The sequence below is a fragment of the Vibrio sp. SALL6 genome, assembly GCF_002002385.1.
GTDB classification, from domain to species: Bacteria; Pseudomonadota; Gammaproteobacteria; order Enterobacterales; family Vibrionaceae; genus Vibrio; species Vibrio parahaemolyticus.
On record NZ_MQVK01000006.1, the window covers coordinates 236,116 to 260,055 of the forward strand.

The 23,940-nt window shown below is 47.9% G+C and carries 16 protein-coding genes; 10 read left to right on the plus strand and 6 right to left on the minus strand.

Features of this window, described 5'->3' with window-relative positions; all coding sequences use genetic code 11:
• Positions 1-225: 225 nt before the first annotated feature.
• The 6 genes from BIW15_RS03030 to fecE all read left to right on the plus strand — a co-directional run bounded on the left by BIW15_RS03030 (position 226) and on the right by fecE (position 8,316).
• Entirely contained in the window at positions 226-2,262 is a 2,037-nt protein-coding gene (locus BIW15_RS03030; RefSeq protein WP_077280549.1) for a TonB-dependent siderophore receptor, read from the plus strand.
• Positions 2,263-2,384: 122 nt separating this feature from the next.
• Positions 2,385-4,523, plus strand: a complete 2,139-nt coding sequence (pvuA, locus tag BIW15_RS03035; RefSeq protein WP_077280550.1) for a TonB-dependent siderophore vibrioferrin receptor PvuA — start codon at positions 2,385-2,387, stop codon at positions 4,521-4,523.
• 100 nt (positions 4,524-4,623) lie between these two features.
• Positions 4,624-5,547 carry a Fe(3+) dicitrate ABC transporter substrate-binding protein FecB gene (locus BIW15_RS03040; protein WP_021484635.1) on the plus strand — a complete coding sequence of 308 codons (924 nt, stop codon included), beginning with the start codon at positions 4,624-4,626 and terminating at the stop codon, positions 5,545-5,547.
• A 74-nt stretch (positions 5,548-5,621) separates the two neighbouring features.
• Positions 5,622-6,581: a FecCD family ABC transporter permease gene (locus tag BIW15_RS03045; protein ID WP_370685978.1), complete on the plus strand. Its 960-nt coding sequence runs from the start codon at positions 5,622-5,624 to the stop codon at positions 6,579-6,581.
• Positions 6,578-7,549 carry an iron ABC transporter permease gene (locus BIW15_RS03050; RefSeq protein WP_077280551.1) on the plus strand — a complete coding sequence of 324 codons (972 nt, stop codon included), beginning with the start codon at positions 6,578-6,580 and terminating at the stop codon, positions 7,547-7,549. Before BIW15_RS03045 ends, BIW15_RS03050 begins: the two co-directional genes overlap by 4 nt.
• A gap of 2 nt (positions 7,550-7,551) precedes the next feature.
• Positions 7,552-8,316, plus strand: a complete 765-nt coding sequence (gene fecE / locus BIW15_RS03055) for a Fe(3+) dicitrate ABC transporter ATP-binding protein FecE (protein ID WP_023623782.1) — start codon at positions 7,552-7,554, stop codon at positions 8,314-8,316.
• Between the two features lie 118 nt (positions 8,317-8,434).
• Here fecE and BIW15_RS03060 read toward each other — a convergent pair whose 3' ends face one another.
• Positions 8,435-10,321, minus strand: coding sequence for a methyl-accepting chemotaxis protein (locus BIW15_RS03060; RefSeq protein ID WP_077280614.1), 1,887 nt, complete (start codon positions 10,319-10,321; stop codon positions 8,435-8,437).
• Positions 10,322-10,736: 415 nt separating this feature from the next.
• Between BIW15_RS03060 and BIW15_RS03065 the strand changes: the two genes are divergently transcribed.
• Complete coding sequence (locus tag BIW15_RS03065; RefSeq protein ID WP_077280552.1) at positions 10,737-13,484, plus strand: pitrilysin family protein; 2,748 nt, start codon at positions 10,737-10,739, stop codon at positions 13,482-13,484.
• Positions 13,485-13,541: 57 nt separating this feature from the next.
• Here the strand turns inward: BIW15_RS03065 and BIW15_RS03070 are convergent, their stop codons facing one another.
• Both BIW15_RS03070 and BIW15_RS03075 read right to left on the minus strand, forming a co-directional pair.
• Positions 13,542-13,994: a polymer-forming cytoskeletal protein gene (locus tag BIW15_RS03070; RefSeq protein WP_020838276.1), complete on the minus strand. Its 453-nt coding sequence runs from the start codon at positions 13,992-13,994 to the stop codon at positions 13,542-13,544.
• A complete protein-coding gene (locus BIW15_RS03075) occupies positions 13,898-14,851 on the minus strand; it encodes a M23 family metallopeptidase (protein ID WP_005455166.1) in 954 nt (317 codons plus the stop codon). The genes BIW15_RS03070 and BIW15_RS03075 overlap by 97 nt, the downstream gene beginning before the upstream one ends.
• Positions 14,852-15,324: 473 nt before the next feature.
• Here BIW15_RS03075 and BIW15_RS03080 point away from each other — a divergent pair, with 473 nt between their 5' ends.
• A complete protein-coding gene (locus BIW15_RS03080; protein ID WP_053806328.1) occupies positions 15,325-17,052 on the plus strand; it encodes a hypothetical protein in 1,728 nt (575 codons plus the stop codon).
• 80 nt (positions 17,053-17,132) lie between these two features.
• Here BIW15_RS03080 and BIW15_RS03085 read toward each other — a convergent pair whose 3' ends face one another.
• From BIW15_RS03085 to glgX, 3 genes are all read right to left on the minus strand, one after another.
• Complete coding sequence (locus BIW15_RS03085; RefSeq protein ID WP_077280553.1) at positions 17,133-18,341, minus strand: multidrug effflux MFS transporter; 1,209 nt, start codon at positions 18,339-18,341, stop codon at positions 17,133-17,135.
• Positions 18,338-18,982, minus strand: coding sequence for a recombinase family protein (locus tag BIW15_RS03090; protein ID WP_025626438.1), 645 nt, complete (start codon positions 18,980-18,982; stop codon positions 18,338-18,340). The genes BIW15_RS03085 and BIW15_RS03090 overlap by 4 nt, the downstream gene beginning before the upstream one ends.
• A gap of 244 nt (positions 18,983-19,226) precedes the next feature.
• A complete protein-coding gene (gene glgX, locus BIW15_RS03095; RefSeq protein ID WP_025506352.1) occupies positions 19,227-21,218 on the minus strand; it encodes a glycogen debranching protein GlgX in 1,992 nt (663 codons plus the stop codon).
• A gap of 444 nt (positions 21,219-21,662) precedes the next feature.
• Between glgX and BIW15_RS03100 the strand changes: the two genes are divergently transcribed.
• Together BIW15_RS03100 and BIW15_RS03105 are read left to right on the plus strand one after the other, a co-directional pair.
• Positions 21,663-22,934 carry a maltoporin gene (locus BIW15_RS03100; RefSeq protein WP_023623778.1) on the plus strand — a complete coding sequence of 424 codons (1,272 nt, stop codon included), beginning with the start codon at positions 21,663-21,665 and terminating at the stop codon, positions 22,932-22,934.
• A gap of 100 nt (positions 22,935-23,034) precedes the next feature.
• Positions 23,035-23,844 carry a MalM family protein gene (locus BIW15_RS03105; protein ID WP_077280555.1) on the plus strand — a complete coding sequence of 270 codons (810 nt, stop codon included), beginning with the start codon at positions 23,035-23,037 and terminating at the stop codon, positions 23,842-23,844.
• Positions 23,845-23,940 lie beyond the last annotated feature (96 nt).

Below are 23,940 nucleotides of genomic sequence, written 5' to 3' on the forward strand. Positions count from 1 at the left end.
TTTCCTAACGTTGATACTGTCTGCTCACAGTCGGCTTCCAATGTGCCTCTCGCGAGGCTACGGGGCAGAAGGTTTGGTCTTTATTGTTATTGTGTTTGATTTTTTGTTGTTGCTTGTGTTTTTAGGGTAAATAAATATAGAGCATAAAATTAATATTGCAAATGTAAATAATATTTGTTCTTATTTCTATCCGTTGGCTTTATAACAACTAAACGGAATTATGGAATGAATAAATTATTGACCCTGACCCCTTTGGCGGTCGCGATTGGTTCTTCACTAGTGGTACCAAGCGCAGTGGCTTCAGAAGAGACAAACTCAACCCTATCGGCAACCGAAACCATTCAAGTTTACGGACATCAGTACGAAGGCTACGCTGAACATATGCCTCAATCGGGCACCAAAACGGACGTCGAGTGGCTTGATGTGCCGCAATCGGTCTCGGTGGTGACCAAAACGGAAATGCAAGATCGCGGCGCGGTGCGCTTAGTGGATGCGTTAGATGGGGTGGCTGGGGTCAATAACACCTTGGGTGAAGGCAGCCGCGATCAGTTCATGATCCGTGGTTTTGATTCACTCAATGATATGTACCGTGACGGCATGCGAGACGACGGTACGTTGCAGTCTTACCGCAGCTTGGCGAACGTTGAGCGCGTTGAAATTGTGAAAGGCCCGGCGGGCGCGCTGTATGGTCGTGGCTCGGCAGGTGGCATCATCAACTTGGTGACGAAGCGCGCCAACGGAGAGAACTTCACCCACGTAAAAGGCAGTGTGGGCAGCAACAGCCAATATGTTGGTCAAGTCGACAGCTCAATGGCATTTTCTGACAAGGTCAACGGACGTATTAACTTGGAATACCGTCAGGCCGATTCTTACGTCGATCATGTTGATTCGAACGATTTCTTCATCGCGCCGACCATTCGCGTGTTGCCAGCGGACGGTCACACCATTGATATTGACGTTGAATACGCCCATCAAGAATTAGTGCCATATCGTGGTGTGCCATCAAAAAATGGCAAGCCAGTTGATTTGCCAGTGAGTACTTACTTTGGTGGCACGAACGATTATCAGGAGTCGGACAGTCTTCGCGTTGCAGTGGACTACGAATGGCGTTTGAACGATCAATGGGTATGGAACAACCGAGCGGCGTTCAACCATATCGAACTTGAGCAAAAAGGCACGCGTCAGGGCAAAGTGACGGGCAATGAAGTGTCTCAAACCGTGAATAACTTTGGCTACGACCCTCGTACTACAACCACTTTGCAATCTGAGCTGATTTGGGAAACCAACGACAACCAATTGATGTTGGGCGCGGATTTCAACCAAATTGATATCGACCTGACGTTGGCAAGTGACAAAACGCTTCCTCCGCAAAATATCTACAACCCAGTTGTGGGCCCAACACCCGATCCGGGCTTCAAACCATTCCGTGACAATACCACCACAACCACGGGTGTGTACGTACAAGATGTGTACACGTGGGGCGACCTTTCTGTGATCGGTAATGTGCGTTACGACTCGATGGAACTCGAACAACAAAAAGCGGGTTCAGGTAAGGAAAAATTGGACGATGACAAAGTCAGCTACCGCGCTGGTTTGGTATACCGCATCAATTACGACACCTCCGTTTACGCCAGTTTAGCGCGCTCTTGGCAGTTGCCGTACGCAGGCATCTACATCAATCCAAAGTTGGCGGAATTCTTCCATACCGACTTAAAAGAAGTGGGGACGAAAGCGTACCTGCTGGATAACGCATTAATGTTGAATGCGGCACTGTTCCAGATCGACCAAGAGCAGCCACAAACCAACGTAGACGGCGATGTCATCGACAAAATTGAAGTACGTCACCAAGGCATTGAGCTAGAAGCTCGCGGCCAAATCACCAAACAGTGGGATATCTCTGTTGGTTACAGCTACTTGGACGCAGAAGACAAAGCCACAGGTAAAAAGCCGAATGATGTGTCAGATCACTTGTTCTCCCTTTGGAGCACTTACCAATTGGATGACAACTGGCGTTTGGGTGGCGGCGTGAAATACGTGGGCGACCGTTATGCAGGTAACGACGAAGCCGTCGCACTTGGCGATTACACCACGGTGGATTTGATGGCGGCGTACACCACTGGTCGTCACAAGATCCAAGCGAACGCTTACAACATTTTGGATGAGAAATACATTCTTGGCGCAACAAACGGCACGTCTGGCCTAAACCAGATTGGCTACGGCGCACCAGCCGAGTTCATGCTTAGCTACGGATACCAGTTCTAGGCTTGTTGTGCGTAGTTGGCGCACGTTAGCCGATTTTTTGCCTCTTATTGAGGATGTTTTAGCCCCGAGAGCCTACGGGAAATGTTCTGCCCGAGGCTCAATTTCTCGCAAAGGAGACCTTAATGTCTTACCAGAATTTGGATGGTAAAGTGCGTGTACGTGCTGGTTTGTCTACCACTTACAGTGTGCTCGCGATTGCTATCGCTTCTGCCACCTCCATGAGCGCGGTTGCCGCTCCTGCCGCAAAAAACGAAACCACCGTGATGGAAACGGTGGTTGTCACTGGCAGCGTGATTGGCAACTCTGACATTGAAGACGTCAAAGAGTACCCAGGTGCTCGTACCGTCATTACCCGTGATCAAATTGAGAAAACCGCAGCGGGTTCGATTGATAATGCGCTACAGCGCGTTCCGGGTATTAAAGTTCAGGATGAAAGCGGAACGGGCGTATTGCCTAACATTTCCGTACGTGGTTTGAAAGCGAGCCGCAGTGGTCATGCTCAGTTCTTGATGGATGGTGTGCCGCTAACGCTCGCGCCATACGGCCATACTGGTCAGTCTATCTTCCCAGCAACGCTGTCGATGCTTGATCGTATTGACATTGTACGCGGTGGTGCCGCAGTGCAGTACGGCCCAAACAACGTCGGTGGTGTGATCAACCTAGTGACTAAACCGATTCCACACACTTGGCAAACTGAAATCAGCAACCGCCTTACCGTGTTTGACGGTGGTGATGCGCCGCTGAATGATTTTTACCTACGCACGGGTGGTTGGTTAAGCGACACATTCGCGCTGCAGTTGGAAGGTAACTTTCTAAAAGGTGAAAGCTTCCGTGAACATTCCGATACGGACGTGAAGAACTTTCAAGCTAAAGCACAATGGCTACTGAGTGATACTCAAGAGATTCAAGCATTCCTGCAACGTTACGATGCTGAAACGCAAATGCCGGGTGCACTTTCGCCACAAGATTACGAGCAAGATCGTCATCAATCGAAACGCCCGTACGATGATTATGAAGGTAAGTCGACGCGCTGGAGTGTTAAGTACATCCACGATTTGCCATTTGCCGACAGTGCCGAGCTAGAAGTGCTCACGTTTGGTCACAAATCAGAGCGTCTTTTCAAGTGGGGCTTTAACAGTGCGGGTGGCCATTGGGCGGATCCGGCTCTGCCTGCGACGGACGTTCGTACCTCTCCACGTGAATTTACCGTGTACGGCATAGAGCCGAAAATGGCGATGTATTTTGGTGAAGGCAAATCCGTTACCCAAAACTGGATCGTGGGTACTCGTTATGTTAACGAAGACATTGACTACAAACTCACTCAGACTCCAATCGCTGGTGGCGCAACCAAAGTGCCGCGTGATTGGCATTTAGATACGGATGCGTTTGCTGGTTACGTCAGTAACGAGATTGGCTTGTTCAATGACACGTTGAAGGTAACGCCAGGGCTGCGTGTTGAATCGGTTCGCATGACGTTTACCGATCGCGGTAAAAAGCAAACGGCAGACAACACGGTGACCGAATGGCTGCCGGGTTTGACGGTGGCATACAACGTGACTGACCAATGGGTAACGTATGCGAACGCGCAAAAATCACTTCGTGCGCCACAAATTGCCTACATCCGAGGCTTGGGTGAAGAAGGGAGCGAACTGGCTTGGAACTACGAAGTTGGCGCGCGTTACACCCAAGATGCGACCAGTTTTAACGCTGCACTTTATCGCATCGATTTTGAAGACCAACTGCAATGGCAAAGCTCAACGCAGACCTTCGATAACATCGGAAAAACACTTCACCAAGGTTTAGAACTTTCTGCTCGTTACGTGCCAGAAGTTCTACCTGCTCTGAGCTTGGGCGCAAGTTACAACTACCTCGATGCCACGCTTGAAGAAGAAGGTGCGAATAAAGGTAACCAGCTGCCTTACACCTCTAAACATCAACTTGGTTGGGATGCGACCTACGCGTTTTACGGCATGGACACCACGCTGTCGGGCTTCTACTTCAGTGATTCGTATACCGATAACGCCAATACCAGTGCCGAAGACGCAACAGGTGCAACGGGCGAAGTGCCGTCTTACATGGTGTGGAACTTCAACTTGGGGACGGATTTATACAAAGACGACAAAGGCAAGTTACGCATGAATGTTGCGGTGAACAACTTGTTTGACGAGGAGTATTACTTCCGTGGGATTGATACCAGCCCAGTTGGTCGATACCCAGCTCCGGGACGCTCTTACACACTGGATCTGAACTATCAGTTTTAAGCGTTTCGTTCACCGAGTTTGAAAAGAAAAGTCGCCAATTTACCTTGGCGACTTTGCCGATCTTAGGTAATGGAAAACTCTTAGCACTGGAAAAAGCAAGATGAAAAATAAAAAACAATTTACGATCAAACACTTTTCAACCGTTTTGCTGATGCTGTTGAGCTCAGTTTTTATGTCATTTAGCGCATTGTCTCAGGCGCGCAGCGTGCAAGATGAGCAAGGCACTTTTGAGCTAGAAGCGATACCTCAACGTATTGTGGTTTTGGAGTTTTCGTTTGTGGACGCTCTGGCGGCCGTCGATGTCTCACCGGTAGGCGTTGCCGATGACAACGATGCCATACGAGTCATCCCTGCTGTTCGTGCCAAGATCGAACCTTGGCAATCGGTCGGCATGCGCTCACAACCGAGTTTAGAGGCGATTGCGGTGCTCAAGCCTGATTTGATCATTGCCGATGCCGAACGTCATCGCGCTATTTATCAGGATTTGCAGCGAATTGCGCCAACTTTGCTGCTAAAAAGCCGTGGAGAGACATATCAAGAAAATCTCGAATCCGCACAAAAAATCGGCGTTGCAATTGGCAAGCAAGCGCAAATGACGCAACGAATCGAGCTGCACAAACAGACCATGGCGGAGTTCAAACAGCATTTTGCGACACAAGAAACCATTCAGTTTGGTGTGGTTTCCGATAAAGGGATGTGGCTGCATAGCCCGGTTTCTTACGCTGGTGGCGTTTTGAGTACACTAGGCATCCAAAGCCCTCTGGCTCCGTCTGAGCAAAATGCTTATATCCCAACCAGCTTCGAACTTTTACTAAAAACCAACCCTGATTGGTTACTAGTTGGACTTTACTCTCAACCAAATATCGTGGATGAATGGCGCAAAAATCCATTATTTAAGCTGTTAACTGCGGCGAAAAAGCGACAACTGGTCGAAGTCTCTCCGGAGCTGTGGTCATTAAATCGTGGCATGTTGGCGGCGGAAGAAATTGCCCGCAACCTTGAAGCGTTATTGGGGCGCTCATGAGTGCGTCGATAATCTCAGAAAGCCCGACTTCGGTTAGAAAACCGCATTGGAAAGCGAGCTTGTTTGTCTGTGCTATGGCGTTGTGTACACTGTCAGGCTATACCGCCTCAATGATTGGCTGGTCTAACTTTTCCTTGAGTGTTAATGATCTGACAAGCTATTGGTTTGCGTTTGATGAGGGCAATATGCTTCATCAAATTCTTGCGACGTTGCGCGCTCCTCGCACCTATGCTGGGTTATTGATTGGTGCTTCGCTTGCGGTATCCGGTGTGCTGATGCAAGGGTTAACTCGTAACCCTTTGGCGTCGCCATCCATTCTCGGCATTAATGCTGGTGCGGCGTGTTTTATGGCCTTGGCCTCCATCGGCGTACCATTCTTTAGTCAATTGAACCCCATCATCAACGCAGTATTCGGTGCGCTACTAAGTGGTGGTGCGGTCATGTTGTTGGGTGGTTTTTTTTCCGCGCGTTCTCACCCATTGCGTTTGGTGCTGGCAGGCATTGCCATCAGTGCGCTGCTGATAGGGTTAACTCGTGCGTCGGTAATTTTGGCGGATGACATGGCTTACAGCGTGTTGCATTGGTTAACGGGTTCACTCTCTGCGGTAGATTCTCAGCAGTGGCAGCAACTGTGGCCTTTTGCGACTTTAGGTTTGGTGCTCGCCATGGGATTAGCGCGAAACTTAAATTTACTCGCGTTGGGGGACGAAGTTGCTGTCGGGTTGGGTGGTAACATTCGTCTTACTCGTTTAATCAGTGGTTTAGCGGTTGTGCTGTTGGCGGGTACTAGCGTTGCGATTGCTGGGCCAATTGGCTTTGTCGGGTTGTTAGTGCCGCACTTGGTACGCCCGATTGTTGGTCACAACTATCACATTCTTATTCCGGTTTCCGCTTTGTGTGGCGCGGCATTGGTGACGTGGTCAGATGCTTTGTCACGCGCGATTGCCTTTCCGGCCGAAACGCCGGTGGGCGTGATTACCGCACTGTTGGGCACTCCTTGCTTTATCGCGATTGCAATGAGGAAGTCATCATGATGAATCAAACCAAACTGATGGCACTGCTTGGGCTTTTGCTGATTGCGTCGTCTCTCACGCTGTTTGTTGGTGCGGCGAATCTGTCGGCTCAACAGGTTTTTGCATTGTTGTTTTCTTTCTCTGATTCGGACTTTGTGATTCACCAATATCGACTGCCGAGAATGTTGCTCGCCATTGGCGTGGGCGCTGGGTTAGGGCTGTCAGGCGTTTTAGTGCAAGGCGTCATCCGTAATCCACTTGCCTCCCCAGATTTAATGGGGATAAGCGCAGGGGCAGGGCTGGCGGCTACCGCTTGCTTGGTGTTGTATCCGAACGCGCCGGTGGCAATGTTGCCGATGGTCGCTATGGCGGGAGGTTTGCTTGCTGCAGGCTTTATTGCTGTACTGGCTTATTGGTCGAAGCCAACACCTGCGCGTTTGGCGCTGATTGGCGTTGCTGTCAGCGCATTTTTAGCCAGCGGTATCGACTTTCTTCTGATTGTGCACCCTATTGAAATCAACACGGCGATGGTCTGGCTAACTGGCAGTTTGTGGGGACGAAACTGGCAACAAGTACCGTTAATTTGGAGTGCTCTATTGCTGCTACTGTCATTGGCGTTTTGGCTGGCATGGCGGTTAGATGTGATGGGACTGGGAGAAGAAAGCGCCACTACACTTGGCACGAAACCAAGACAGATTCAAATTCTTGCGTTGATTGCTGCCGTGTTATTGGCGAGCATCAGCGTGTCTGTGGCAGGCACGATCAGCTTTGTTGGCCTGCTTGCGCCGCATCTTGCGCGTTTGCTGTTTGGTCACAACCACAAGTTGTTGATTCCTGCTTCTGCAACCCTTGGCGCGCTGTTGGTGATTTGCGCCGATGGTCTAGCGAGAGGCTTACAGCCACCAATTGAGTTGCCAGCGGGTGTGCTGACTTCTGTTATTGGCGCACCATATTTCATTTTTCTTTTGTATCGTTATCGAGGTTGGTAAGCATGTTACGAACGCAGAACTTATCCGTCGCGTACGGCAAACAGACCATCATTCCGGATCTCTCTTTGTCGATTCCTCAAGGTAAAATTACCGCGCTTGTTGGCCCAAATGGCTGCGGTAAGTCGACACTATTAAAAACCTTGGTACGCATCAATAAACCAGCTTCTGGCCAAGTGTTGTATGGCGACAAACCACTAAGCAGCTACGGTGATAAACGCTTGGCGCGTTCGTTGTCTTTACTGCCGCAGATTCTTGTCAGTCCTGAAGGTATTACAGTCAGAAAACTGGTCGAATATGGCCGCTCGCCTTATCTCTCTCACTGGGGGCGGTTAAGTCAGCAAGATAAAGCGTTGGTCGAGCAAGCAATGCAAGATACTGGCGTGATTGAGTTTGCTGACAAGCCAGTTGAATCTCTGTCTGGCGGTCAAAGGCAAAGGGCGTGGATTGCGATGGTAATGGCGCAAGATACCGACGTAGTGATGCTTGATGAGCCAACCACTTACTTGGATCTCTCTCACCAAGTTGAGCTGATGAAACTCATGAGGCAGATGAACGACAAAGGCAAAACAGTGGTCGTAGTGCTACACGATCTAAACCAAGCCTGCCGTTACTGCGATCATTTGGTGGTGTTGGAAAAAGGTCAGTTAGTCACGCAGGGAACGCCGCAAGAGGTACTGACAGAAGGCATGTTGGCATCGGTGTTTGATTTACAAGCGAGAGTATTTAACGATCCAATCTCAGGCACGCCGATGTGTGTGGCGGTGTAGGTCTTACGTCTTTCGAAAGCTATCGGCAATAAAACGCAGCGTCATAAAAATAAACCCCGCTAGTAATACATTTGCTAGCGGGGTTTGTTGTTTTAGAGAGCGTTGTAGATTTGACCGTTTAAGCCAGTTTAAACGTCGCCACTTTCGAGTTGAGGTCTTCTGCCTGCGATTTCAACTCAGCAGATTGATTCATCGATTCTTCTGCGCCAACCACCAACTGATCGGTCACATCTTTAATTGACGTGACGTTTTGTGTGATTTCATTGGTTACGTGCGTTTGCTCTTCGGCTGCGGTCGCGATTTGTGTTGCCATATCGCTGATCAGCGCAACGGCCGCGTTGATTTCATCCAGAGCCAGTGCTGCGCGATCAGCATCTTCTACCGAACCTTGCGCCAGCTGAGAGCTTTTATCCATGATAGTTACAGCGCGTTGTGTGGTTTGCTGCAAAGTCTCGATCGTCGAGCGAATCTCTTCGGTTGAGGTGTGTGTGCGTTGTGATAGCACGCGAACCTCGTCTGCAACAACGGCAAAGCCGCGACCTTGTTCACCTGCACGCGCCGCTTCAATCGCCGCATTAAGAGCCAATAAGTTGGTTTGCTCTGCGATGTCTCGAATCGTTGATAGCACGGTTGAGATGTCTTGCGCGTGCTGGTTGAGCTCGCCGATGACAACGCTCGCTTGGTTGACTTCAGAAGACAAATTGTTGATGGATGACTTGGAGTTGATCACTAACTCATGACCATTTTGTGTGCTCGCTGAAGAGTCTTGAGCGGCTTTAGCCGTCTGCTCTGCATGCGCTGCAATCTCTTGCGTTGCCGATGCCATTTCAGTCACAGCGGTCGCCACCATAGTGATTTCTTGTTGCTGATGGTTCAGATCAGAAACAGACTGATTCGCGCGAGTCGTGCTCAGCTCTGATTGTTGGCTGAGTTCTTCCGCTTGGTGACGAATGTGACCAATAAGCTGCTGTAAACTTTCGACAAACTGGTTGAAGTTTTCAGCCAGCTCACCAACTTCGTCACGGTTTTCTACTTTGATGCGTTGAGTCAAGTCGCCGCTACCGTTAGCGATTTGCGAAAGCGCATTCGAAACGTTGTAGAGTGGGCGGAACAAGATGTTACATAGCAGGTTAAACAGAGCCACACAGATGATAACCACGATAGCCGTCGCGATAATTTGATCCCAAACGGCATCGTAAAGTGGTGCAACCAACGAGTTGTGATCCAACACCGTTACCGTCGTGAGCTTGGTGCCCTCAATTGGACGCGCATAAATCACATAATCGGTGCCGCTGATCGACACGCGACGTTCAGTGCCTGAGCGTGCAGCGTTGGTGATGTCGTTGTTGTTTAAGCCCAGTTTGCTAACCGGTTGGTTTAGGAGCTTGCTGTCGTTATGGGTGAAAATATTGCCCTGATTGTTGGCAATAAACATGTAGCCTTCACCCGGTAGGATTACTTGGTTGAGGCTGTTTAAAATATCTCCAATTTCGACATCTGCACCCAGTACAGTTGTTTGGCCGTGCAGTTGTAACGCCTTACCGAGCGACACTACATTCGCACCAGTTGCAGCAGCAACGGTCGGGTTATCCATAAAGACTTTCGATGGATTGGCAATGGCGTTGGTGTACCAGCCCCACTTGCGAGGGTCATTATTGCCTGGCGGTAAAATCACCCCATTGGCGTTGTTTTGTGAGCCGTCTGGGTAAGCGAGGAAGACGTTATCGAACGCGCCAGAATCTCGTACCTGCTTCAAGTGCGTCACGATGGCTCGTTTTTCTGACTCAGCAGAAAGGGAGGTGAGTGCTCGCTCTTTAGAGAGTAGCCAGTCACTTACGTACTGGTTGTATGACGCGCTGGTGCTTTCCAGACGTTGGGCAACTTCCGCATCCAATCGTTGTAACGAATCTCGAAAAGACAAGCCTTCGACTAACACGCCCCCAAGGATGATGGCAGCACTGGCCGAGATAGCCAGTTTATTCTTCAGTGATAAATTTTTGAACATAGCAGCGATTAATAGATTTTTTGTACCCATGCGGCGTTAAGTGTCGGGCTTAATGCCCATTTACCTAAAGCGCGGGGTAGTTTGTTATTGGTTATTTTCATTCGTACATGATTCGGCGTCGTCGCTGAAAAGCGGTTTTGACGCCGAAATCATCGATTGATTATATTTTACTGCTCAAAATAAATACTGGCGCTATGTCGCGAATTTGAGCTTTATAAGAAATAAGAACCTAATACGAGAGCGGTTTGTTTTATGTATTTGTAAAGTAAGGATTTGTCGCGTTTTGTAAATGATAATTGATTTCATTAAATGGTGATATAGATCACATTTGAGCGGTAAATAATCCATTAAAAATGTGAAGGTCATGGAACGAGGATTATATTGATCGGCTTAATCATAGTTATGGGCAATAGTTATGCGCAGTATATTGTTAGTCCCCGCGTTATTGTTGTCAGGGTGTGCTCTGACACAACAATCCACGCCGATTCAGCCTGATGCCAACTGGCACGTTAATCAGCTATCCAATGGAATGAAATACCACATCTATCCAACTCAAGACCAAGAAGTTTCGGTTCGTTTGGTGATGCACATTGGTTCGTTCCAAGAAGAAGCCAATCAAAAAGGCTACGCTCACTTCGTTGAGCACATGGCATTTAATGGCAGCACGCATTTTACCGGCAACGACGTTGTTAAGCTTTTTGAGCAATCTGGCGGCAGTTTTGGCGCAGATATCAACGCGTTTACCACCTATCAGCAAACCTCCTATAAGCTTGACTTGGCCAATAACGATAAGCTTGAAGATGCCCTGACTTGGATGCGAGACATTGGCGACGGTTTAGAGTTCGCTCCTGCTCAAGTTGAAAAAGAGAAAGGTGTTGTCTTGGGTGAATGGCGACGCGCCAATCCAGATGATAAGTCGTTTTCAATGCACGCGTATGAGGCTTCGATTGAAGGAACGCTTTACGCCGAGCATGATCCAATCGGTACTCGTGATGCAATTGAGAACGCGACGTCAAATGGGCTGAAAAACTTCTACGAGAAATGGTATCAGCCGCAGTATGCCGAGCTGATCGTCACGGGCAATGTGGACGCTAAGTCGCTTGCTAACATCATCAAGAACAAGTTCTCGAACTGGGAAAGTACCTCAGATATCGTCATCGAAAAGCGTCGTGACATTCGACTCAATACTCAAGACGAAATTCTGCCAAGCAACTCGATGGAGTCACCAAGCTTGCATTTGGTGATTGAACGCGGCGATCTTCGTCGCGAAACGGTCGAGCAGCAACACGCAGAATGGCGAGACGAAGTGGCCATTCAACTGATTCAACAGCGTTTGATCAGTCTTCTCAATGATGCCGCCGAACCTTACCAATACGTTTATGCGCAGCCTTACTACTCGAACTACCAACGCCTGATGTCGGCGGGTATCTCATTTTCGCCTGACCGCCGTGAACAAATGCACCAAATTTTCATCAGTGCGTTGACGTCACTTCGCGATTACGGCGTGACACAAGCTGAGCTAGAGAGCATCACATCTAACTGGTATGGCGAACTGGCAAATCTTGATTCTGATTGGAGCAAACGCAAGCCAAATAGTTACGCGGAAGCGCGTATTTTCCAATTGGAGCAAGACAGCGTAAGCCAATCGAAAGAGAGCTATGCGCAAAGCTTGGCAGCTTTTTTGGATAAAACGACGCTAGAGAGCGTAAATGCGCAGTTAAAAGAGCTGTTGTCTAATCAACCAAGCTTTGTGATTGGCATGGGCAAAAGTGAAACGCAAGCGCAATTTGCTGATGTATTCACTGCGCTTAACAGCGCCTACCTACAAGCTGGTGAAAAGCCTTCTGACATGAACGCCAAAGCAGAAGGCTTCCTGCAACCAGCAGAGGAAGGCAGCATCGTTAGTATGCGTCAAGCTCCGGGTGGTTTTCAGGTTTACACCTTATCAAACGGTGTGGATGTTTGGTTCCAAAAAGACGCAAAAGCCGGTGGCCGCGCTTACATCTACTTCACTAGCCAAGGGGGTAAAGCCGCTCTAGATAAATCGCTTTATCCAGCCTACGAACTGGCTGCCATGACCGCCGTTCGCAGTGGATTAGGAGAGTTTTCTGGCTCAGAGCTGGATGCCTACTTACGTACGAACAACATCGCTTTTGGTCCAATACTTGAGCCAACAGTGCATGGCGTTCAGGTTACGACGCAAAAAAATCGTCTAGTTGAAGCTTTGAATGGCTTGTACAACCTTTCGACCGAAATCAAGGTTGATGAGCGTCAGCTTGCCGCGGTGAAACAAGAGTTTAAGCAAGAGCGCAGCGCTTTCTTGGAATCGCCTATGGGTACGCTTATCCAAGTAGCGAACACCAGCGCTTACATGCCGGATAGTCGTCATCGTTTACTGAGCAGTGATGGTGCCGATACCGTCACGCCAGAGCAGATTCTTGCAGTGCATGATCAACTATTTAAAACCGATCATGGTTACAAAATGGTGATTGTTGCAGACGTTGAGCCTGAGCAAATTACGCCGCTTCTACGCAAATACGTGGCATCAATTAAGATGAAGCCGGGTAAAGCTGTAGATTATAGTGTGTCATTTAATGATGAGCTGCCAGCGCGCTTGGTCGTCACTGATGGTCACGAGCCTTCATCGTTTTACCTGCTGCGTTTTACCAACACCGACAAGTACAACCGTACGGCAAAAGACACGGTGATAGAAGACATTCTGGAGCGCATCAGTGCCGCACGAGTACTGGAGACGTTCCGTGAAGAATCAAGCTTAGATTACAGCCCTAGCATTTATACGATGACGCAAGATGGTGAACCGATTTCGGACTGGTTGTTTGAATCGCAGGTGGATCCAAAAGATGTGGGTTTGATGGATAAACTGTTGGATAAGGTTTTCGACGATCTCGCGATCAACATTACCCAGAAAGAAGTCGACACCGCGGCCAAGCAGCTTGCTGTCGCGATGCAAGGATTGGGTGACAACCCTGGTTCTCGCGCTTGGGTTTACAGCCGCTACCTCGCGCACGACTACGGATTGGATGTTGTGCTGGATGTGGAGAAAGCCGCTAAGAGCGTAACACTAGAAGAAGTGAAAGCACGTGCGGCATCGGCGTTTGGTCCGAATGCCAAGCGTTCTGCGCTGATTCTCAACCCGATGTAAAACCAGACATTGGATGCAAACAGTAAAACGAAAAAGACGGCTTAATCGCCGTCTTTTTTATGCGCTTTTGCGCGCGAGTCGCTTTTCAGTGTTGGCGCTGTTGTCTTTCGCCGTTGCGCTTTCTTGCGCTTTGCCTTTCAGGCTGACCACTTCTTTTTCTGGCAATTCTGCTGCTTCACCGAAGAACTTACCGCCCGGTTCAATGCTCAGATTGTTGCTCCAGATTTTGCCACTGACACGGCCTTTAGTGAGTACTTGGATGTGCTCTGCGTGACAGTTTCCGTCCAGAATACCATTGATGATCAGCTGCTTGGCATACACATCGCCAGTGACTCTACCGCTTTCTGCAACGACTAACGTGCCTTCGACATTCAGTTGACCATCGACGATGCCGTCAATCTGGACGTCGTTTTCTACTTTGAGTTCTCCGCTAACAGTACAGCCTTTGGCGATGAGAGTTGAAGCTGCTGAGCTACTCGTTGTTCCACGGTTTTTATCAAAGATTCCCATCGTATTTTTCGCTCCTTAGTAAAGATATCTTCAAAATTATTAAGGCTCCAATCAACAAACGGTTTTGGGTTCAATGCTCGTCCGACAAAGCGCACTTCGTAGTGCAGATGTGGGCCAGAAGAGAGCCCACTGTTGCCAGAAATCCCAATCAAATCGCCTTTTCTTACGAATTGACCGCTTTGCACTTTGAATTTCTTTAAGTGCGAGTAAGAACTGGTAAAACCGAAAGAGTGCTGTAGCCTCAGAAAGTTGCCAGAGCCGGTATTGCTGCGACGAGTGACTTCCACCACGCCATCGGCAGGGGCATAAATTTTTGTTCCGATGTTCACCGCGAAATCTAATCCGCGGTGCATTTTCGCTACCTTGGTGACAGGATGAATACGTTTGCCAAAACCGGATGATAGTCGAACTTTACCCACTGGCGAACCGTTTGGAATTTGATTGAGCATCAGCGTTCGTACATTCGAAGTGATCGCTGCTGAATCTAGTCGAGTATCCAAATCTTCATTGGTGGCGTGATTATCCACGCCAAGCACTTTTTCTAGCTCGCCTAAGCGCTCGGAAACCAACTGAACCCGCTCCTCTCGCTCTGAAAGGTCGTTTTCTAGTTCAGACTTCAACGCCTTTAATGTACTGAGCTCTTCGCCCATGCTGCGTGAGTGCTCGGTGAGCTGCGCTTGTTTCATCGCTGCGCTATCGACCCGCGCGTAGAGATGGTTTATGAGAATGGCGGTAGCTGCCAAAGTCAGTACAAATAGCCCTAAAAAGGTTTTTAGGTTGCGTTGCATCCGTTTACTGAAATACCAATGCTTGGAGCCATTGATGGTTGATATCGAGATCGTCAGTTGGTCTTTCATCATGTCGTAATGATCGTATTCTGGTATAAGCCTCGTCACTGAGTGAGCTCGACTGTAAGGAAAACCACAGGGGACTGCCAGAGGCAAATTGGAAAGAAGTGTCAGGTCGTGAGCCGTTTTCCGATATTTGATAAAAGACTCAGTGCGGATTTAATGTTGGGTTAATTTTGGTCGGTGTTGCATGTTTGGCACTTTAGAGTGACGAAATTACCAATAGTATGAATGTGCAATTCAACATACTTCACGGTTTATCCTATAAATTGCGGATATTTTAAGAAATTAATATTCATTAAATTGATAACTGGCGACGGATCTTTATGATGACGGTTGATATGCCGATAGAGCACTCATTAGCCAGTGTTTGGCGGTGTAGGAGAACTGTAATTCGTCTCTACAGAACTCGATTTATTAAGGCTTAAAACTCGAATGCAAAACGCATTTACGAACCGATATAACTAACAACGGAGTTGGTCGTGAAAAAACTATTATTGGCTACAGCAGTGGTCGCAGCAGCGGGGGCCGCTGGGTACCTGTACCAAAATAACCTTCCTCAGAGCGGTTCAAGCTCACTATTGGCGCAAATCCCAGCCGATTCGCTCGTAGTTACTTTCCAAACAGAACCTTTCAAACACTACGAATATGTGAACGCGTTTGGCTCTGCCAATCAAATGACCATGTCTGATATGTTTGTTGGTGAGCAGCTGTCACCAAAAGAGCAGTTTGCGATCGATCTGTTTGACGGATACTTAAAAAGTGCTGCGTCGCCAGAAACTTTGAAAGCGTACTTAGGTACAGGCGATGAGATCAACCCAGTGCTTTACACGCTCGGTATGGTGCCAGTTTACAAACTGCCAATCGAGAATCCAGAGGCGCTTTGGAAAACGTTGGATCACGAAGAGCAAATGAGCGGCGTGACACACGAAAAAGTGAAGCTGGGTACGGTGGAGTACCGTCGTTATGAAATGACGGATGCAGTAGATCCGCAAGATGGCATTGGCTTAGTTGTGGCGGTTATCGACAACGTGCTAACCGTGACGGTGGATATCGCGGAGTTGGGTGATCTTAATCCGTTGAAAATGGCGCTGGGTCTTGAGTCTCCAACCCAATCATTAGCGGATAGCGGTCGTGCTGAAGCCATCCAAACTCAGTATGGCAAAAAAAACAACTCTTTTGGCTACATCGACCATCGTGAAATCATCAAAGGTTTAACCACTGTTGATGGCAACATGTTTGCTCGTCAATTAACTCGTCTTAATGTCGATCCAAACATTACGGAAATGCGCACACCAGTTTGTCATAACGAGTTTACGCAAATTGCAGAAAACTGGCCTCAATCGGTGGCGTTTGCGGAGTACAAGCTAAACGGTGAGCAAGCGTCAATCAAAGGCGGCTTTGTTGTTGAGTCGAAGAATAAAGTGATCGTCGATGCGCTTAAATCGATTCGTGGTGTGTTAACCGAGTCTAACAGCGATAAGAGCTTCTTTAGCTTGGCGCTAGGCATCGACATCAATACGCTTGCGCCATCGATTGGTCAAATTTGGACAGAGATAACTCAGCCACAATACCAATGTGCGCTGCTGAGCCAAATGCAAAAAGACATGGGCGGACAAAACCCGGCGGCAGCGGTGAGTATGGGCTCTGGCATGCTGAATGGGTTGAAAGGGTTGAGCATGCAACTGTTCGATCTGAACATCAATCCTGATGCACAGTTTGGCGAAGTGTTTAGCCAAATGGATGGCATGTTTACTCTGTCTGCGAAAGATCCAAACATGTTGATTCAAACTGCGCAAATGCTAGTTCCTGAATTGGCGCAGCTTCAACTGCAACCAGACAATCAACCTGTGAACGTTAGTGACTTGTTAGAGATGCACACTGGCATGAAGATGGACGTGTTTGCACGCTTAAATGGCAGCCACCTAACGCTATACAGCGGCGAGTACGCGGCAGAAGCAAGCAAGGACGTGATGGCTCAAGAGTTGAAGCCAAACGGTTTGTTGAGCTTTAGCATGGACTCAGAGCGTATTCTGGAAGTGTTAGAAAAAGCATCAATGGCGACAGGTCAGCCTCTTCCTGAAGACGTGCTAGTGAGCTTCCAAAACGAGCTAACGGGTGGCATGAAGATGGACGTCACTGACAAAGGCATCGGTTTTGAGTTTGATTACCGCAGCTCGACCAAAAAGGTGAGCGTTGCCCAGCAGTAAACGCAACAAGACTTGAAACCCTACGAAAACGCCCACGGAATGCTGTGGGCGTTTTTCTTTCTTCAATTAAGTCGGTGACATTAGCTGGCTTTCTCTGCCGCCTCTCGTTGTTGATGCGCTTCTTCAGTGTTGAATCCACGTAGAATATTGGTCAAGGTGATGGCGGTAAACAGCACTACAACCAACGACAAATGCCACGCTTCACTCAATCCAAGTTGCACCAGCGTCATACTCACCAAGGAAGAGACCACCATTTGACCGCCGCCAGACATGGCTGCCGCCGCGCCCGCTTGCTCTTTGTATGGTTGCATCACAAGTGCTTGTGCACAAGGCAACGCAATGCCATTGCCAAGAATCATCAACAATTGTCCAATCATCAAATACAAGGGTTCTACCGGGCAGAAAAACAACCACAGTGCAGCACTGATATGCAAAACAGGCGTGCAAAGCAGCATTTTCTTATTTCCGATGACGGGGCGGGTGCGGTTACAAATGGTTGTGCCGCCGAGCATACCTAACGCGGGGATCAGGGCCCACATGGCGTATTCGTCCGATGTCATCCCGATTTGGTCTTGCATGATAAAAGGCATCACGGAGACGGTCGTGATCATCAAGCTGAAGTTGAGCCAACTGATGCTCGCAAAGCTCATAAAATATCGAGACGAGAGCAAATCACGATACTGCACCAACATTTTGGCTGGAGAGGGGATTGCAGAGCGTCGTGTGATGGTCTCTTTGAATCGAAACGCGATGATGATCCAAGCGAGCGACACGTAACCCAACAATGAAATGAACACCATACTCCAGCCAAAGTGGAAGTTAATGAACCCACCAATCACAGGAGCAATCAACGGCGTGATGGACGCTGCCATAGCAATGTAAGACATCGCGACGGGAAGCTCATTCCCGCTAAACTGGTCGCGAGTAGAAGCCCGAGCCAACACCGCGCAGCAACCCGTCCCCAAGCCTTGCAAAAAGCGGCCTAAGACCATGCCAGTAAACGTATGGCTCCAGAAAATGATCATCAGCAAGCCGGACATTGCGATCAGCAAACCAGCGAGTAGCACTTTCTTACGCCCTAATGCGTCGGACATTGGGCCATAGATGAACTGGGAAGGGCCAAATCCAAGTAGATAAATACTCACGAGGAGCTGCGCTTGATCGAGTGAAACTGAGAAGTCTTTGGCGATCCAAGGTAGAGAAGGCATCACTAAACCCATGCTCAGTTGGCCAACACTGATGATCAAACATGCCAATAGAATCGTGCGGAAATTGATGGGACGGTTCATGATGATTCACCATCAGCGAATCCGGCATTTTTTCGCGTTCTTAGAGCGCCATCTTCATCAAACTCGCTCAATTTTGCTTTGACTCGTTTAACCGTCGACAAGCTGACATCGCATTGATCTGCCACGCTCAACAGCGTGTTCCCTTCTAATAGTAACGCCGCGATGAGTCGATGTTTTTCCCGGTCAGCAGGGCGGCCACGGAACTTCTGTTTCCACAAATCTGGTTGATCTTTAATGGCTTGGCGGCCTTGCTCCGCCGCGAACAACCGATGCTGAATTTGCACCTTTCCATAACCTGATAGCAAAGCGAGTAACGTTTTCGTCTGTTCTGAGTCAGGTTCAAACGTCAATGGTTCACATACGGTTTTTAGTGTGACGCCTTTTTCAAGCAAGGCTCGAATGGCGTTGAGAGCCTGACTAAAATCGCGACCAAATGCTGTCAGCCACCACATCACGATGGTGTCGCCAGATTGAATAGTATTGCTAAGTTTTTGAAACGCTTCTCTTTCTGAAGGGGGAACGCAGCCACGAATTTTATCTTCAAAATGCAGTGCATCAGGAGCGGCCTCGCGCAACGCGGCAAGGTGCTCACTGTGGGCTTTGTTTTTTGGAGAGTAGCGCGTGTAGATATAAGTCGTCATGACCGCATTCCTCATTGGGTTGGTTCATATACTGTAATGGTCCATAAATATACAAGGGTTCATTAATGCTTACAACACTAAATGAACCATTTGGGTTTTCTTAGAGCCATATCCCCGTGATCTAGGTGATGAGTTTTATGGCTGATTGGTGTTCAAAGATGTATGTTGGGGTATCTGTCCGCAAGCAATGAAAAAAGCCGATACAGATATTTGTATCGGCTTTTTATTTTAGGTGTTGTATTGGCTAGCTTTGCAATGGCTCACCTTGTGGCGAATTTGGCTTTGGCTGGTAATGCAAAATCACCATCGAGGTCGGTGACAGCAAGACTTCGCCTTCTGCGTGCCCAGGATTGAGGTTGCGCACATTGGTGTCACAAATCGTTACCCATTCTTGATTACGCTCGTTTGGCAGCTTAAATCGCGCTGTAGCGTTCGTTTGGTTGATGAGGTAAACCAACTCTTGCCCGTCTTTACCAATGCCTAAGTGAAGCGCTACGGAGCTTAATCGGTTCCAGTCGTCGTGTTCCATTAATCGGCCATCGGTTCGACGCCAGAAAATGCGGTTGTTGTTGCGATTTTCGCCGCTGAAAGCACGGATGAAAGGCACCATGTATTGGTGACGGTTTGCGACCATTTGCGCCATCCAAGTTTTGAAGTGCGCTTTGCGCTCCGTCTCGCTCCAGTTGATCCAACTGGTTTTATTGTCTTGGCAGTAGGCGTTATTGTTGCCACCTTGCGAGTGTGACAATACATCGGCGGTCAAAATGTGCGGAATACCAAACGCAAAGAGCAAGCTCGCAATCAGGTTGCGTTTTTGCTTCTCACGCGTGGCGATGATCATGATGTTTTCCGTTTCGCCTTCTACGCCGTAGTTTTCTGAGCGGTTGTCACCGTGGCCATCGCGGTTCTCTTCGCCATTGGCTTCGTTATGTTTGTGCTTGTAAGAGACTAAATCTTGCAACGTGAAGCCATCGTGGTAAGTGATGTAATTTACCGTGAGTTTGTATGGCCAGTTGGCGGCGCTGTAGATATCGCGAGAGCCCATAAGGCGAGTGGCAAACTCTTTCAAATAGCCTTGGTCACCACGCCAAAAACTGCGAGAAATATCGCGCAGCTTGTCGTTACATTCGTTCCAACCAAATGGGAAGTTACCAACTTGATAGCCATTAGGGCCAATATCCCACGGCTCGGCAATCAATTTAGTTTCACGCAAAATCGGGTCTTGAGCGACGGCTTTGAAAAATGCCGCTTCCGGGTTGTAGTCATCCCCTTGACGCCCCAAAGTGGCGGCCAAATCAAAACGGAAACCGTCGATTTTGAATTCGCTAACCCAGTAACGCAGCGTGTCCATAACCAGGTTTAATGCTGGTTGATAGGTGAGATCGACCGTGTTGCCACAACCAGTGTAGTTGGCAAAGTGATTGCCGTGCTTAATGTAAAAGCGAGAATCGAGCGCTTTGAGATTAAACACCGTTGCGCCTTCGCCTCCTTCTGCTGTGTGGTTATAAACCACATCCAGAATCACTTCGATCCCATGCTTGTGCAGCTCACGAATGGTGGTTTTGAGCTCGGTTACCGCATCTTTTTCTGCGTAACGAGGATCGGGCACCATAAACAAATAAGGGTTGTAACCCCAATAATTGACTTTGCCCATCTCCAATAAATGTGGCTCATGCATGCACGCTGCGATAGGTAGCAATTGCAACGTGTTGATGTTTTGCTGTTTGTAAAACGCCAGCATTTGAGGTGAAGCAAGACCAAGATACCGCCCTTTGGTGGTTGCACTGACTTCTGGATGTAATTGGGTAAGCCCTTTGACGTGCGTTTCAAACAGCACCATGTCCTCTCTCGGGATACGAGGATGATCCGTCTCCTGCCAGTCGAAAGTGTCTTCAATCACGACGCATTTCGGCATATCAAAACTTTTGGCTGGAGTATAAGGAGGATGGTAGTGAAGGGCTTTGTCTAAAGATTTGGCGTAAGGATCGGAGATGAGTAATGGTTCATCTCTATGTGTGACAACGTAACCATATTTTTGCCCCGGTTTGATATCGGGAATAAAGGTATGACGTATACCCGCATATTCATTGGGTAAGTCATGCAAACTATAGCTGCCATCGCTTGCAAACAATGCCAGCTGGATATCTTTTACACCCGGAGCATGAATAGAGAAGTTACAGCCTTCTTTATTTAACGTTGCGCCTAGGGGGTAGGGGCGAGAGAAAAGTCGTGTCATCGGAGATACTTTATTTATTATTTATTGCTACCTTTAGGAAACTATAAGTTAAAAACTTTGTCTTACTAAGGTCAACCACCTTAAATAGAAAAATATTCGTGTAATTTAATTACTTTAGATGACGACTTCGGGTCCAAAATATGAATTAGCTATCACTTTGTAGCGGCTCAAAACCGAAGAAACTTACTAATTCCTCCCTAGATTGGTGATCTGACTCGAAAAAACACCATGCGGTAATTTCTCTACTCCCTTCTCATCCCCCCTAAATTAGTTTGGGGCGGAGGAAGTCATCCTTGTCCCCCTCGGGTAGTCTTATAACTGTTGAAACAAACGGGGATTCGTTCCCATCTTACCTCTCTTTCTTTAGGTGCGTTTTTACTGCCTATATTCACCTAAGGGCGAGCAGGGAAGACAGAATTATAAATACCCTTAATGGAGTTAAGAATGAAAAAAGTAAGTGTAATTGCTGCTGCTGTTGCTGCAACTTTAGCTGCTGGTTCTGCTTTCGCAGTGGACTTTCATGGTTACATGCGTGCTGGTGTTGGCGTTAACGCTGACGGTGGCCAACAGATCGATTTCAAAAAGAGTCAAATCGGTCGTCTAGGTAACGAAAGTGACGTTTATGGTGAAGTCCAACTAGGTAAAGAAGTTTACAACAACAACGGTAAAACGTTCTACGTAGACTCTATGTTCGCTATGACATCAGATGGTTCTAACGACTGGGAAGGCACTGCAACTAATTGTAGCATTAGTGGTTCAAACCTAACTTGTAAAGATGATGCACAATTTGCTCTACGTCAGTTCAATGTTCAAGCTAAAGGCGTATTAAACTTTGCTCCTGAAGCGACACTATGGGCAGGTAAGCGTTACTACCAACGTCATGACATCCATATCTCTGACTTCTATTACTGGGATACATCTGGTGCAGGTGCTGGTGTAGAAAACATCGAAGCTGGTCCTGGTAAACTATCTTTTGCATGGATTCGTAACGACCGTGATTCTCTTGAAGATTCTGGCAATAAGAGTGGCTCTCTAAACGTAAACACTCTAGACGTACGTTATGCTGGTCTTCCAGTGTGGGAAAATGGCTCTTTAGAAGTTGGTGTTAACTACGCTCTTCTAAACGAATCTGATGATGCATCTACTGGTGCTAAAGACGCACAAGACGGCGTAATGTTCACTGCTGAATTGACTCAAGGTCTAGATTCTGGCTTCAACAAAACAGTAGTTCAGTATGGTACTGAAGGTTATGCACAGACAATGGCATTCTACGGTGGTGGTAGCTGGTACGCTGCAGAAACTAAAGATGGTGCTTCAGGTTACCGCCTAATCAACTGGGGTGTAATCGGCATGGGTGAAAACTGGGAAATGGGTCACCAGTTAGTGTACGGTGTAGGCGAAGACATGGGTTCTTGGTCATCAAAATGGAAAACTGCATCTGTAGTAGTTCGCCCTATGTACAAATGGGATGATAACCACAAGACTATCTTCGAAGCAGGTTACGGTATGGACGATAACGATGGTTTCGAAAGTGACTACGGTAAGTTCACAGTGGCGCAGGCATGGTCTGCTGGTTCTAGCTTCTGGGCTCGTCCAGAGATTCGTCTATACGCTACATACCTAACAGCTGATGATGACAACAGCTCAAAAGTATTTAACGGCGGTCGTTCAGACGATACGTTCCAATTCGGTGTACAAGCTGAAGCTTGGTGGTAATCATCTAACCACTAAGTCCTAAATTGTCCTAGAATGATACAGCCAGAACCTATCTGGCTGTATTTATTTCAAAAACAATAATGAGTCGAGGTAGACAGTAATGAGAAAATGGCTTGCTCCCGTACTGCTGGGCATGTTGGCTACTGGTTGTGCGTCTGTAGAACAAGTAGAGATGAGTCCAAAAGGTCAGCAACAAGTAATCACTCAATCGGGTGATATTCAATGGGTACCGCTTAATGTGCCTGTGGTTACTGAGTTCGCTTTGACTGATAAAAGCCAAATGCTGTTGGATGGCAACAGTGCTGGCGCAATTGCAGCGTTCGCTCTTCCGGGCAATCGTGGCAGTCTCGATATCAAATTAGAGACATTCGTAAGTAAAGAACTTCAATTTTATGCTCCAAATGTCGCAGTAATGAACTCGGCAGGAGAAACCATTTACCAAGCCGATTTCTCAAAGTTTAAGTACGAACCAGCAAAACTGTTGGACAACGATAAATTCGTACTTGATCTCAATGTGATTCCAGACATGACAGGTAATGATCTGCATGTATTGGTTTACACGACTTCCGCCGATCTAAAAGGAAGTACACAAGTTCTACACCCTGCAAAAGCCTTCGCCATGGCGCGCCATACTCAGCCGCCAGATATTGCAGACCCTCTCGCGAAACATAGCCCATTGGGTCAGTTCCGCTTTTCGGTATCCGCGAATGATATCGTGAATACCAAGATTGTTGCGAAAAACGACAACATTCCTCAAGGTTCGGATCTCACTAGCTACTACCACAGCTCTATTGAAGCGGCAGTCGCAGCGAACGATATTCCGAAAGCACTCACCTTGCTTGATGAAGCAAAAGAGCTAGGTATTGAAGGCGTACAAGAAGTGTTTGTGAAAGCCGTAAATAAAAAATAATCGAATATAAAAGGTCAGCGAAATGCTGGCCTTTTTTCATAGAAAATAAACCAATAAAAATACCCCTACATAGAGTTACCTTATTCACATAATTAT

What these genes read in the sequence shown, in the direction of transcription:
- BIW15_RS03030 (WP_077280549.1), top strand. Translation starts at nt 226, where the DNA reads ATGAATAAATTATTGACCCTGACCCCTTTGGCGGTCGCGATTGGTTCT.
- pvuA (WP_077280550.1), top strand. Translation starts at nt 2,385, where the DNA reads ATGTCTTACCAGAATTTGGATGGTAAAGTGCGTGTACGTGCTGGTTTG.
- BIW15_RS03040 (WP_021484635.1), top strand. Translation starts at nt 4,624, where the DNA reads ATGAAAAATAAAAAACAATTTACGATCAAACACTTTTCAACCGTTTTG.
- BIW15_RS03045 (WP_370685978.1), top strand. Translation starts at nt 5,622, where the DNA reads ATGGCGTTGTGTACACTGTCAGGCTATACCGCCTCAATGATTGGCTGG.
- BIW15_RS03050 (WP_077280551.1), top strand. Translation starts at nt 6,578, where the DNA reads ATGATGAATCAAACCAAACTGATGGCACTGCTTGGGCTTTTGCTGATT.
- fecE (WP_023623782.1), top strand. Translation starts at nt 7,552, where the DNA reads ATGTTACGAACGCAGAACTTATCCGTCGCGTACGGCAAACAGACCATC.
- BIW15_RS03060 (WP_077280614.1), bottom strand. Translation starts at nt 10,321, where the DNA reads ATGTTCAAAAATTTATCACTGAAGAATAAACTGGCTATCTCGGCCAGT.
- BIW15_RS03065 (WP_077280552.1), top strand. Translation starts at nt 10,737, where the DNA reads ATGCGCAGTATATTGTTAGTCCCCGCGTTATTGTTGTCAGGGTGTGCT.
- BIW15_RS03070 (WP_020838276.1), bottom strand. Translation starts at nt 13,994, where the DNA reads ATGGGAATCTTTGATAAAAACCGTGGAACAACGAGTAGCTCAGCAGCT.
- BIW15_RS03075 (WP_005455166.1), bottom strand. Translation starts at nt 14,851, where the DNA reads ATGAAAGACCAACTGACGATCTCGATATCAACCATCAATGGCTCCAAG.
- BIW15_RS03085 (WP_077280553.1), bottom strand. Translation starts at nt 18,341, where the DNA reads ATGAACCGTCCCATCAATTTCCGCACGATTCTATTGGCATGTTTGATC.
- BIW15_RS03090 (WP_025626438.1), bottom strand. Translation starts at nt 18,982, where the DNA reads ATGACGACTTATATCTACACGCGCTACTCTCCAAAAAACAAAGCCCAC.
- glgX (WP_025506352.1), bottom strand. Translation starts at nt 21,218, where the DNA reads ATGACACGACTTTTCTCTCGCCCCTACCCCCTAGGCGCAACGTTAAAT.
- BIW15_RS03100 (WP_023623778.1), top strand. Translation starts at nt 21,663, where the DNA reads ATGAAAAAAGTAAGTGTAATTGCTGCTGCTGTTGCTGCAACTTTAGCT.
- BIW15_RS03105 (WP_077280555.1), top strand. Translation starts at nt 23,035, where the DNA reads ATGAGAAAATGGCTTGCTCCCGTACTGCTGGGCATGTTGGCTACTGGT.